General features: G+C 73.0%; 12 protein-coding genes. 7 read left to right on the top strand and 5 right to left on the bottom strand.

Going from position 1 to position 11,687, the window contains the following annotated elements; translation table 11 throughout:
* Nucleotides 1-102: 102 nt before the first annotated feature.
* Nucleotides 103-1,971, top strand: coding sequence for an ABC transporter ATP-binding protein (locus Q0963_RS10040; RefSeq protein WP_299445601.1), 1,869 nt, complete (start codon nt 103-105; stop codon nt 1,969-1,971).
* Nucleotides 1,972-1,983: 12 nt separating this feature from the next.
* Here Q0963_RS10040 and Q0963_RS10035 read toward each other — a convergent pair whose 3' ends face one another.
* Nucleotides 1,984-2,742, bottom strand: coding sequence for an SURF1 family protein (locus Q0963_RS10035; protein WP_299445320.1), 759 nt, complete (start codon nt 2,740-2,742; stop codon nt 1,984-1,986).
* A 63-nt stretch (nt 2,743-2,805) separates the two neighbouring features.
* Here Q0963_RS10035 and moaA point away from each other — a divergent pair, with 63 nt between their 5' ends.
* Nucleotides 2,806-3,807 carry a GTP 3',8-cyclase MoaA gene (gene moaA, locus Q0963_RS10030; protein WP_299445319.1) on the top strand — a complete coding sequence of 334 codons (1,002 nt, stop codon included), beginning with the start codon at nt 2,806-2,808 and terminating at the stop codon, nt 3,805-3,807.
* A gap of 18 nt (nt 3,808-3,825) precedes the next feature.
* Here moaA and Q0963_RS10025 read toward each other — a convergent pair whose 3' ends face one another.
* Nucleotides 3,826-4,149, bottom strand: coding sequence for a DUF3099 domain-containing protein (locus Q0963_RS10025; RefSeq protein WP_299445318.1), 324 nt, complete (start codon nt 4,147-4,149; stop codon nt 3,826-3,828).
* A gap of 114 nt (nt 4,150-4,263) precedes the next feature.
* On the opposite strand from Q0963_RS10025, the gene fabG reads away from it, so the two are divergent.
* Nucleotides 4,264-4,977, top strand: a complete 714-nt coding sequence (gene fabG, locus Q0963_RS10020; protein WP_299445316.1) for a beta-ketoacyl-ACP reductase — start codon at nt 4,264-4,266, stop codon at nt 4,975-4,977.
* Between the two features lie 46 nt (nt 4,978-5,023).
* Nucleotides 5,024-5,782 (top strand): enoyl-ACP reductase FabI, encoded by a 759-nt coding sequence (gene fabI / locus Q0963_RS10015; RefSeq protein WP_299445314.1) that lies wholly within the window; start codon nt 5,024-5,026, stop codon nt 5,780-5,782.
* A 23-nt stretch (nt 5,783-5,805) separates the two neighbouring features.
* Here the strand turns inward: fabI and serB are convergent, their stop codons facing one another.
* The 3 genes from serB to glgC are packed head-to-tail and all read right to left on the bottom strand — an operon-like array spanning nt 5,806 to nt 9,110.
* On the bottom strand, nt 5,806-7,035 hold the full coding sequence (gene serB / locus Q0963_RS10010) for a phosphoserine phosphatase SerB (protein WP_299445313.1): 1,230 nt from the start codon (nt 7,033-7,035) through the stop codon (nt 5,806-5,808).
* A gap of 9 nt (nt 7,036-7,044) precedes the next feature.
* Nucleotides 7,045-7,860: an LLM class F420-dependent oxidoreductase gene (locus tag Q0963_RS10005; RefSeq protein WP_299445311.1), complete on the bottom strand. Its 816-nt coding sequence runs from the start codon at nt 7,858-7,860 to the stop codon at nt 7,045-7,047.
* On the bottom strand, nt 7,857-9,110 hold the full coding sequence (gene glgC / locus Q0963_RS10000; protein WP_299445309.1) for a glucose-1-phosphate adenylyltransferase: 1,254 nt from the start codon (nt 9,108-9,110) through the stop codon (nt 7,857-7,859). Before glgC ends, Q0963_RS10005 begins: the two co-directional genes overlap by 4 nt.
* 62 nt (nt 9,111-9,172) lie before the next feature.
* Between glgC and glgA the strand changes: the two genes are divergently transcribed.
* The 3 genes from glgA to Q0963_RS09985 are packed head-to-tail and all read left to right on the top strand — an operon-like array spanning nt 9,173 to nt 11,677.
* Nucleotides 9,173-10,366, top strand: coding sequence for a glycogen synthase (gene glgA / locus Q0963_RS09995; RefSeq protein ID WP_299445307.1), 1,194 nt, complete (start codon nt 9,173-9,175; stop codon nt 10,364-10,366).
* Entirely contained in the window at nt 10,363-10,848 is a 486-nt protein-coding gene (locus tag Q0963_RS09990; protein WP_299445305.1) for an XdhC family protein, read from the top strand. The genes glgA and Q0963_RS09990 overlap by 4 nt, the downstream gene beginning before the upstream one ends.
* Before the next feature lie 46 nt (nt 10,849-10,894).
* Nucleotides 10,895-11,677, top strand: coding sequence for an ABC transporter ATP-binding protein (locus tag Q0963_RS09985; protein WP_299445303.1), 783 nt, complete (start codon nt 10,895-10,897; stop codon nt 11,675-11,677).
* The last annotated feature ends 10 nt before the right edge of the window (nt 11,678-11,687 follow it).

Below are 11,687 nucleotides of genomic sequence, written 5' to 3'. Positions count from 1 at the left end.
CGCGTCACAAGGGGGCGTCCAGCGCCGGCGCGGAACACCTGTCGGCGCGCGGTGGTTGACTGACGCGGACGACACCGACAGGAGGCCCGACCGCACGTGAGTATGAACTGGCAGGTCATGCACTCGATGACCAAGGACTCCAGCGTGGCCGAGCGGAGGCTCGCCCCCGGCACCCGGCGGCGCGTGCTGCAGTACGCGCGGCCCTACCGGCGTCAGATCGGCTGGTTCCTGCTGCTCGTCGTCCTCGACGCCATGCTCGTGGTCGCGGTGCCGCTGCTGTTCAAGTCGATCATCGACGACGGGGTCATCCCGCAGGACTCCAGCGTCGTCGTGCGCCTGTCGATCGTCGTCGCGGTGCTCGCCCTCGTCGAGGGTGCGCTGACGCTGGTCCAGCGCTGGTTCTCGGCGCGCATCGGCGAGGGGCTCATCTACGACCTGCGCACCGAGGTGTTCGGGCACGTGATGCGCCAGCCGGTGGCGTTCTTCACCCGCGCCCAGACGGGCGCCCTCGTGACGCGGCTCGGCAACGACGTCATCGGCGCCCAGCAGGCCTTCACCTCGGTGCTGTCCAACGTCGTGAGCAACGCCATCTCGCTCGTCGTCATCGTCATCACGATGATGACCCTGTCGTGGCAGCTCACCCTGGCCGCCCTGGTCCTCGTCCCGTTCTTCGTCATCCCGGCCCGGCTCATGGGCCGGCGCCTCGCCACGCTCACGCACGAGCAGATGACGGTGAACGCCGACCTCGGCACCCGGATGAACGAGCGGTTCAACGTCGCCGGCGCGCTGCTCGTCAAGCTGTTCGGGCGGCCGAGCACCGAGGACGCCGAGTACGGCGAGCGGGCCTCCCGCGTCCGCGACATCGGCGTCACGATCGCCCTCAACCGGTCCTTGTTCTTCGTGGCGCTCACGATGATCGCCTCCCTCGCGACGGCGATGATCTACGGCGTCGGCGGCGTCATGGCCGTCGGGGGGACCCTCACCGTCGGCACCCTCCTGGCGCTGGCGGCCCTGCTCGCCCGCCTCTACGGGCCGCTCACCGCCATCTCCAACGTCCGGGTCGACGTCATGACGGCGCTCGTCTCGTTCGAGCGGGTCTTCGAGGTCCTCGACCTCAAGCCCCTCGTCGCCGAGGCCGAGGACGCCCGGGCGCTTCCGCCCGGGCCCGTCCGGGTCGACGTCGACGGCGTCTCGTTCTCCTACCCGGCCGCCGACGAGGTGTCGCTGGCGTCGCTCGAGTCCGCTGCCTCCGGCGACCGCCGGGCCGGCGGCCCGGTCCTGCGCGACGTCTCCTTCTCGGTCGAGCCCGGCTCCCTCGTCGCGCTCGTCGGGCCCAGCGGCGCCGGCAAGACCACCATCACCTCGCTCGTCGCCCGGCTCTACGACCCCACGAGCGGGTCCATCCGGATCAACGGCGTCGACCTGCGCGAAGCGACGCTCGAGTCCCTCCAGGAGGCCGTCGGCGTCGTCACCCAGGAGGCCCACCTCTTCCACGACACGATCCGGGCCAACCTCGACTACGCGGCCCCCGGGGCCACCGACGAGCAGATGGAGGCCGCGCTGCGCGCCGCGCAGGTGTGGGGTCTGGTCGACTCCCTGCCGTCCGGCCTGGACACCGTCGTCGGCGACCGCGGGCACCGGCTGTCCGGCGGCGAGAAGCAGCGCCTGGCCATCGCCCGCCTGCTGCTCAAGGGCCCGGGCCTCATCGTCCTCGACGAGGCGACCGCGCACCTCGACAGCGAGTCCGAGCAGGCCCTGCAGCGGGCCCTCGACGAGGCGCTGCGCGACCGGACCGCCCTGGTCATCGCGCACCGCCTGTCCACGGTGCGGCACGCCGACGAGATCCTCGTCGTCGACGACGGGCGCATCCTCGAGCGCGGCACGCACGCCGAGCTCGTCGAGCGCGGCGGCCTCTACGCCGACCTCTACCGCACCCAGTTCGCCGAGCAGGCCGCCGACCTCACCGCCTGAGCGGGAGCCCGCTCAGGCGTCCTCCTCGTCCCACACCCGGACCTTCTTCGGCTTCGGCGGGTACTTCACCGGGTCCGACAGCCGCTCCTCGCGGCGCACCCCGAACCCGACGAGAACGAACCCGAGCACCGAGGAGATCCACCACTGGTAGGCGTAGGCCAGGTGCGGGCCGAGGCTCCGGTCGGGCGCGGCGAGCGCGGCCGGCCGCGGCGGGGTCGAGCCGCCCGGCAGGATCTCGTCCTGGAGGAGCACGTAGTCGGGGGCGACGGTGGCGCCGAGGGCCTGGGCCGCGTCCGGCACCGACACGTTGGCGATCTGCCCCGGCGAGGGCGGCTTGCCCCGCGACTCCTCCGACTGGCGCACCCACCCGACGACGGTGACTGGCCCCGCCGGGGCGGGCTCGACCTCGGGCAGGACGCTGGCGCCCCGGTCGGACGCCGGGACCCAGCCGCGGTCGACGAGCACGTCGGGGCCGCCGGCGTCGGGCGCGAACACCCACAGCGCCTCCAGCCCGACCTCGCCGTCGTTGGGCCGGCCGCGGGCGAAGAGCGGGCCCGCCAGGTACCTGCCGGTGGCGGTGACCCGGGTCCACTCCTCGCCGGGCGTGATCCCCTCGGGGGTCAGGACCTCGGTGACCGGGACGGGGTCCGCGCGGTAGTGGGCGTCGAGCAGGGCGTTGCGTTCGGCCTTGGCCTCGTGGCGGTGGTACTGCCAGTACCCGAGGTGGTAGGACGCGACGGCGAAGAGGGCCGAGAGGACGAGGGCACCCACCCATCGAGGCGATACGAGCCGGCGCAACACCCCGTCACGCTACCCGTCGTACGCTGGCCTCCTATGACCGACCTCCCCGAACCCCGCCTCCTCGACCGCTTCGGCCGCGTCGGGAGGGACCTGCGCGTGTCGGTCACGGACCGGTGCAACCTCCGCTGCACGTACTGCATGCCCGCCGAGGGGCTGGACTGGCTGCCGAAGCCCGAGATGCTCACCGACGACGAGCTCGTCCGGGTCGTGCGGGTCATGGTCGGCCTCGGGGTCACCAACGTCCGCCTCACCGGGGGCGAGCCGCTGCTGCGCCGCAGCCTCGTCGACGTCGTGCGCGCGGTCGCCGCGCTCGAGCCGCGGCCCCGGATCGCGATGACGACCAACGGCATCGGCCTCGACCGCCTCGCCGCGCCGCTGGCGGATGCCGGCCTGGACCGGGTCAACGTCAGCCTCGACACCGTCGACCCGCAGCAGTTCCGCGACCTCACCCGGCGCGACCGGTTCGCCGGGGTCGAGGCGGGCCTCAAGGCGGCCGCCGACGCCGGGCTCACCCCGGTGAAGGTCAACGCGGTCGCGATGCGCGGGGTCAACGACACCGGCGTCGCCGAGCTGCTGCAGTGGTGCCTCGACCGCGGGTACGCGCTGCGCTTCATCGAGCAGATGCCGCTGGACGCCCAGCACGCCTGGGACCGCACCCAGATGGTGTCCCAGGCCGAGATCCTCGAGCGGCTCGGTGAGCGTTTCCGGCTCACGCCGGTGCAGGAGCGCGGGAGCGCCCCGGCCGAGCTGTTCCTCGTCGACGGTGGCCCCGAGACGGTGGGCGTCATCGCGAGCGTGTCGGCGCCCTTCTGCGCGGCCTGTGACCGGGTGCGCCTGACGGCCGACGGCCAGCTGCGCAACTGCCTGTTCTCGCGGTCCGAGATCGACCTGCGGGGGCCGCTGCGCGATGGTGCCTCCGACGAGGAGGTCGCCGCGCTCGTCGTCGGCGAGATGTGGGCCAAGAAGGCCGGCCACGGCATCGACCGCCCCGACTTCGTGCAGCCCGACCGGCCGATGTCCGCCATCGGCGGCTGACCGGGGCCGAGGGCGGCCTCAGCGCGCCGGGTCGTCCGGGTGGAAGCGGTCGGTGATCTGCGGGGTGTCGTCCCGCACCGGGACGACGGGCCGCACCCGGCCACGGATCCGCGGGGCCACGGCGTTCGCCGCGACGACCGCGAAGAAGGGCAGCAGGATGGCCGCGGCCGCGAAGACCCAGCGGACCCAGCCGTCGGTGACGATGGCGAGCACGAAGCACACCGTGCGCACCGACATCGTCGCGAGGTACTGCCGCAGCCGGTGCACCTGGTCCTCGGAGCGGGACTGCGCGGCCGTCGTCACCGACTGGGTGACGGGGCGGTGACTGTGGGTCAGGGGCACCTCTCCACTGTACGTCCGGCGGGCCCGTGCGCCCCGGTCGCCGGGGCGAGGTTCGACAGCCGGTGGACGGGACGCGGCACGACTACCGCCGGGTAGTCCACTAGGTTCGGACGCATGAGCGATCCCCGCACCGTTCTCGTCACCGGCGGCAACCGCGGCATCGGTCTCGCGATCGCGCGATCGTTCGCGGAGGCCGGCGACAAGGTCGTCGTCACCCACCGCAGCGGCCCGCCACCGGAGGGGCTCGACGGGGTCCAGTGCGACGTCACCGACCGCGAGAGCGTCGACGCCGCCTTCACCGAGGCCGAGCAGAAGCTCGGCGGGCCGGTCGAGGTGCTCGTCGCGAACGCCGGCATCACCAAGGACGGCCTCCTCATGCGGATGAGCGACGAGGACTTCGGCGCGGTCCTCGAGACGAACCTCACCGGCGCCTTCCGCTGCGTGCGCCGGGCCAGCACCGGGATGATCCGGCTGCGCCGCGGGCGGATCGTGCTCATCTCCAGCGTCGTCGGCCTGTACGGGGGCCCCGGGCAGGCCAACTACGCCGCGAGCAAGGCCGGGTTGGTCGGACTGGCCCGGTCGGTCACCCGCGAGCTCGGCGGTCGCGGCATCACCGCCAACGTCGTGGCGCCGGGGTTCATCGAGACCGACATGACGGCGGCGCTGCCCGAGGACACCCAGAAGACCTACAAGGCCGCCATCCCCGCCGCCCGGTTCGGGGCCGCCGACGAGGTCGCCGGGGTCGTCCGCTTCCTCGCGAGCCCCGAGGCCGCGTACATCTCCGGGGCCGTCATCCCCGTCGACGGCGGCCTCGGCATGGGCCACTGACCGCTGACCACCCCACCCCCAGACCCTGCCGACGAAAGGTCCCCACATGCTGCTCGAGGGCAAGACGCTGCTCGTCACCGGAGTCCTCATGGACTCCTCGATCGCCTTCCACGTCGCCCGGCTCGCCCAGGAGCAGGGCGCCGAGGTCGTCCTCACCTCCTTCGGCCGGACGACGAAGATCACGACCGCGATCGCGCGCCGGCTGCCCAAGCCCGCGCCGGTCGTCGAGCTCGACGTCAGCAACGACGAGGACCTCGCCGCCCTGGCCGACCGGCTCCGTGAGCACGTCGACCACATCGACGGGGTGGTCCACTCGATCGGCTTCGCGCCCCAGGGCGCCTTCACCTTCCTGGACGCCACCTGGGAGGACGTGTCGACGGCGGTCCAGATCTCGGCCTTCTCCCTCGCGGCGCTCACCAAGGCCGCGCTGCCGCTGATGTCGGCGGGCGGCTCGGTCGTCGGGCTCACCTTCGACGCGAAGTACGCCTGGCCGGTCTACGACTGGATGGGGGTCGCCAAGGCGGCGTTCGAGTCCACGAACCGCTACCTCGCCCGGGACATGGGGCCGCAGGGGATCCGCTGCAACCTCGTCTCCGCCGGCCCGATCCGCACGACGGCGGCGAAGTCCATCCCCGGGTTCGAGCAGTTCGAGGAGGCCTGGGGCAGCCGGGCGCCGCTGGGCTGGGACGTGCGCGACGCCGAGCCGGCCGCCCGGGCCTGCGTGGCGCTGCTCTCGGACTGGTTCCCGGCGACGACCGGCGAGATCGTCCACGTCGACGGCGGGTACCACGCGATCGGCGCCTGAGCGCGCGGTCGTGGTCCGGCCGGTCAGCCCGGCTCGGTGAGGCCCTCGGCGTCCTCGATCTCCTCCCGGCTCACGCCGAGCAGGAAGAGGACGGTGTCGAGGTAGGGCACGTTCACCGAGGTGTCGGCCTGCTCGCGGACGACCGGCTTGGCGTTGAAGGCCACCCCGAGCCCGGCCACCCCGAGCATGTCGAGGTCGTTGGCGCCGTCCCCGATGGCGACGGTCCGGGAGAGGGGGAGCCCCTCGATCTCGGCGAACTCGCGCAGCGCCGCGGCCTTGCCCGGGCGGTCGACGACGGTCCCGACGACGCGTCCGGTCAGGACCCCGTCCCGCACCTCGAGCCGGTTGGCGCGGACGTGGTCGACGCCGAGCTCGGCGCCGATGGGCTCGACGACCTCGGCGAAGCCGCCCGAGACGAGCGCCACCGTGAAGCCGAGGGCCTTGAGGGTGCGGACGAGCGTGCGGGCCCCCGGGCTGAGCCGCACCGAGCCCCGCACCTCGTCGAGCACCGCGACCGGCAGCCCCGCGAGCGTCGCGACCCGGGCGTGCAGGCTCTCGGCGAAGTCGAGCTCGCCGGCCATGGCCCGCTCGGTGACGGCGGCGACCTCCGCCGCCGTCCCCGCGTGCTCGGCGATGAGCTCGATGACCTCGTCCTGGATGAGCGTGGAGTCGACGTCCAGGACGACGAGCCGGGCTCCGCGGCGGGCCAGGCCGGCGGGCGCCACGGCGATGTCACAGCCGGTCTCGGCCGACACGAGCGCCAGGTCGCGGCGCATTCGGGGCAGGTCGGCACCCGAGACGTCCAGCTCGACGGTCGTGACGGGCCAGCGGGAGAGCCGCCGGATCCGGTCGATGTTGGCGCCGTGCTCGGCCACCGACCGTGCGACCGCGGCGACGTGCCGGGTCTCGAGGGGGGCGCCCATGACGACGACCGCCGCGCGGCCCGTGCGCCGCCGGGCGTTGTCGCCGCGTCCGACGACGAGGTCGACGGTCATCCCGAGGGCCTCACCGGCCCGGGTCAGCCGGTCGGTGAGCACGTTCTCGTCGGTGCCGGGGGAGAGGAGCACCGACAGCGCGAGGTGGCCGCGGACGACGACCTGCTCGACGTCCAGGACGGTGGCGCCGACCGTGGACGCGGCCTCGAAGACGGCGCTCGTGACGCCCGGGCGGTCCCGGCCGCTCAGCGACACCAGGAGCGTGCGCGCCGTGGGATCGGGCTGCGGAGGGAGGAGCGGTGGCTCGGGGGAGGGCACGCCCGCAGGTTAGCCGCGCCCGGCGTTCCGCCACGCGACGAGGTCGCGGATCGGACCGGGGTCGTAGTGCGGGCCGCTCAGCCCGACGGTGAAGAGCCGGGTGCCGACCTCGTACAGGGCTTGCGCACCCGCGGCGTAGTCCGCGACGTCCTCCGGGAGCCGACCCGGCCGGGCGGACACCCCGGCGGACCGTTCGATCTCGGCCGGGTTCCGGCCCACCTTCGCGCACCACTCGTCGAGGACGGCGTGCTTGTGGGCGATGGTCTCGGGGCCCCCGAAGCCGTGCCAGATGTCGGCGTGCTCGGCGACGATGCGCAGCGTCTTCCGCTCGCCGCCGCCGCCGATGAGCACGGGGATGTCGCGGGTGGGCGCGGGGTTGAGCCGTGCCCAACGCTGCTCGATGAGCGGCAGGTCGCGTGCCAGTGCGTCGAGCCGCCCGCCCGCCGTGCCGAACTCGTACCCGTACTCGTCGTAGTCGCGCTCGAACCAGCCCGACCCGATCCCGAGGATGAGCCGGCCGTCGCTGATGTGGTCGACGGTGCGCGCCATGTCGGCGAGCAGCTGCGGGTTGCGGTAGCTGTTGCACGTGACGAGGGCACCGATCTCGACCCGCTCGGTGGCCTCCGCCCACGCGGCGAGCATCGTCCAACACTCGAAGTGCGCCCCGTCGCGGTCGCCGTAGAGCGGGAAGAAGTGGTCCCAGTTGAAGAGCACGTCGACGCCGAGCTCCTCGAGCCGGGCGCAGGCGCGCCTGATCTCGGGATACGACGCGTGCTGCGGCTGGAGCTGGGCGCCGATCCGGACGGGCCGGTCGGAACCGCTCACGCCGTGATCTCGTGGCCCTTGCCGACGACGACGATGCCCGACTCGGTGATCGAGAAGCCGCGCGCGAGGTCGTGCTCGTGGTCGAGCCCGATCGAGGTGCCGTCGGGGATGACGACGTTCTTGTCGATGACGGCCTTCTGGATGTGGCAGTGCCGCCCGACCTGGACGCCGTCGAGGACGACGCTGTCGTCGATCTCGGTGTAGCTGTGCACGTGGACGTCGGGGGAGATGACCGACCCGTTGACCCGCGCGCCCGAGATGACCACACCCGGCGACACGGCCGAGTTGAGCGCCTCGCCGAAGCGCCCGTTGGCGCCGTGGACGAACTTGGCGGGCGGGAAGTAACCGTACGTCGTGTAGAGCGGCCAGTCGTAGTTGTAGAGGTTGAAGACCGGGTGGATCGACACCAGGTCCATGTGGGCGTCGTAGTAGCTGTCCATCGTCCCGACGTCGCGCCAGTAGCCCATGTCGCGCTCGGTGCCGCCGGGGACCACGTTGTTCTTGAAGTCGTAGGCGTAGGCGGCGCCCTGCTCGACGAGGGCCGGCACGATGTCGCCGCCCATGTCGTGCTTGCTGCCCTCGAGCGTGGAGTCGGCCGTCACGGCGTCGACGAGGGCGTCGGCGGTGAAGACGTAGTTGCCCATGCTCGCGAGGATCTCGTCGGGCGAGTCCGGCAGGCCGTCGGGGTCGGTCGGCTTCTCGAGGAAGGCGCGGATCCGCTGCGGGTCCTCGGGCTCGACGTCGATGACCCCGAACTGGTCGGAGGTCGACTTCGGCTGCCGGATCGCGGCGACGGTGACCCCGGCCCCGGTGGCGATGTGCTGCTCGACCATCTGCGAGAAGTCCATCCGGTACACGTGGTCGGCGCCGACGACGACGACGATGTCGGGGCGCTCGTCGGTGATGGTGTTGAGGCTCTGGAAGATGGCGTCCGCGCTGCCCATGTACCAGGACTTGCCGATGCGCTGCTGCGCGGGGATCGGCGCCACATAGTTGCCGAGCATCGTGCTCATCCGCCACGTCTTGGTCACGTGCCGGTCGAGGCTGTGCGACTTGTACTGGGTGAGGACGACGATCTTGAGGTAGCCGGAGTTCACGACGTTCGACAGCGCGAAGTCGATGAGGCGGTAGATGCCGCCGAACGGAACGGCCGGCTTGGCCCGGTCCCGCGTCAGCGGCATGAGCCGCTTCCCCTCCCCACCCGCGAGGACGATGACAAGAACCTTCGGACCTCCGCTGCGGTACGCCATGACCCCACGCTATTGGGTCGGCGCCCTCGCCGGGAGGCCCGGACGCCCACTACGGTGAAAAGGTGCGCATCGACATCCTGTCCAAGGAGTACCCGCCCTCGATCTACGGAGGAGCCGGCGTCCACGTCGCCGAGCTGACCCGGGCGCTGCGATCGCGCGGCGACACCGACGTGCGGGTCCACGCGTTCGGCGGCCCCCGGGACGAGGAGGGGACGACGAGCCACCCCGACCTGCCGCAGCTCGACGGCACGAACGCCGCGCTGTCCACGCTCGGGGTGGACCTGACGATGGCGGCCGCGTGCGCCGGCACCGACCTGGTCCACTCGCACACCTGGTACGCCAACTTCGCCGGGCACGTTGCGGGCCTGCTCGAGGGGGTGCCGCACGTGCTGTCCGCCCACAGCCTGGAGCCGATGCGCCCCTGGAAGGCCGAGCAGCTGGGCGGGGGGTACCGGCTCTCGTCGTGGGTCGAGCGGACGGCGTACGAGGGGGCCGCGGCCGTCATCGCCGTCAGCGCCGGCATGCGCGAGGACATCCTGCGCTCCTACCCGAGCGTGGACCCCGAGAAGGTCAAGGTCGTCCACAACGGCATCGACTCCCAGCTGTGGCAGCCGCGCCCCGACCCCGACGCGGTCCGCCGGCACGGCATCGACCCGGACCGCCCCAGTGCGGTGTTCGTCGGCCGGATCACCCGCCAGAAGGGGCTGCCCTACCTCCTGCGGGCCGCGGCCGAGCTGCCCCCCGAGGTCCAGCTCGTCCTCCTCGCCGGCGCGCCCGACACCCCGGAGATCAAGGCCGAGGTCGAGGCGCTCATCGAGGGGCTCCGGGCGCAGCGGGACGGCGTCGTGTGGGTTCCCGAGATGCTGCCGCGCGACGAGGTCGTCGCCGTGCTCAGCGGCGCGTCGGTGTTCCTGTGCCCGTCGGTGTACGAGCCCCTCGGCATCGTCAACCTCGAGGCCATGGCGTGCGGGCTGCCCGTCGTCGCGACCGCCACCGGCGGGATCCCGGAGGTCGTCGTCGACGGCGAGACCGGGTGGCTCGTGCCCATCGAGCAGGTCCAGGACGGCACGGGCATCCCGGTCGACGAGGACCGGTTCGTCGCGGACCTCGCGGCGGCGATGAACAACGCCGTCGCCGACCTCGACCGGGCCCAGCGGATGGGGCGGGCCGGCCGGGAGCGGGCGGTCGAGTCGTTCTCGTGGGAGACCATCGGCGACCGCACGATGGAGGTCTACCGCGCGGTGCTCGGTCAGTGAGCGACACCCGCCACGACCCGGTCCGGGGGAGCGGAGCGAGGCCCGTCGACGGCCCGCTCGGTCGGCTCGTCGTCGTCTTCGACAACCACATCGCCTCCGCGCTGGGCGCCATCGCCGGGGCGACCGGCTGGGCGGTGACCACCCTGGCGGCGGCGCCCGCCGGGGACGACCCCGGCGCGATGGACGGCGTCGACGCGCTCGTCGTGTGCAACCACGACGGTGCGGGTGCGTACGACCTGCTGCGGCGGGCCATGACCGCCGGGGTCCCGTACGTGGCGATGATGGCGAGCCGGCACCGCTCGGCGGCGCTGCTCGAGATGCTGCGGGCCGAGGGGTTCGACGACGCGCAGCTGGCGCGCCTCCATGTACCGGCGGGTCTGTCGATCGGGGGCGGCTCGGCCGGCGAGATCGCGTTGTCGGTCATGGCCGAGATCGTCGCCGACGCCCACGGCCGTCCCGGCGGACCGATGCGCGGGCACTGAGCGTGCCGCCGATCCGGTTCGGGGAGCGTCAACTAGGGTCGGCTCCATGAGCGACGTCCTGGCCCTCGCAGGCGTCAGCGTCGTGCGCGGGGACACCACGATCCTCGACGACGTCTCGTGGGAGGTCGAGGAGGGCCAGCGCTGGGTCGTCCTCGGGCCCAACGGGGCGGGCAAGACGACGCTGCTCCAGCTCGCCGCCGCGCGGATCCACCCGAGCACCGGCGTCGCCGGCGTGCTCGGGGAGGTGCTCGGCGCCGTCGACGTCTTCGAGCTGCGTCCGCGCATCGGGCTGTCGAGCGTGGCCCTCGCCGACCGCATCCCGGCCCGCGAGCTCGTGCGCGACGTCGTCGTCACGGCCTCCTACGGGGTCGTGGGCCGTTGGCGGGAGGCCTACGACCGGCTCGACGAGGGCCGCGCCGCCGAGCTGCTCGACGCGCTCGGGGCGAGCCACCTCGTCGACCGCCGCTACGGCACCCTGTCCGAGGGTGAGCGCAAGCGTGTCCAGATCGCCCGGGCGCTGATGACCGACCCCGAGCTCATGCTCCTCGACGAGCCCGCCGCCGGGCTCGACCTCGGGGGGCGCGAGGACCTCGTGCGCCGGCTCGGGGACCTCGCCGCCGACCTCACCGCCCCGGCCCTCGTCCTCGTCACCCACCACGTCGAGGAGATCCCCCCGAACTTCACCGACGTCCTCCTCATGCGGGAGGGCCGGATCGTCGCGCAGGGCCCCCTCGAGATCACGCTCACCGAGCGCAACCTCGAGGCGACCTTCGGGATGCCCCTGGAGCTGGAAGTGCGCGGGGGTCGCTATGCCGCCCGGGCGCGCTGAGCACCGGCGG

The sequence above is a fragment of the uncultured Phycicoccus sp. genome, assembly GCF_947495705.1.
In the GTDB taxonomy this organism is placed as follows: domain Bacteria; phylum Actinomycetota; class Actinomycetes; order Actinomycetales; family Dermatophilaceae; genus Phycicoccus.
This window is presented reverse-complemented; position numbering and strand designations above follow the sequence as displayed.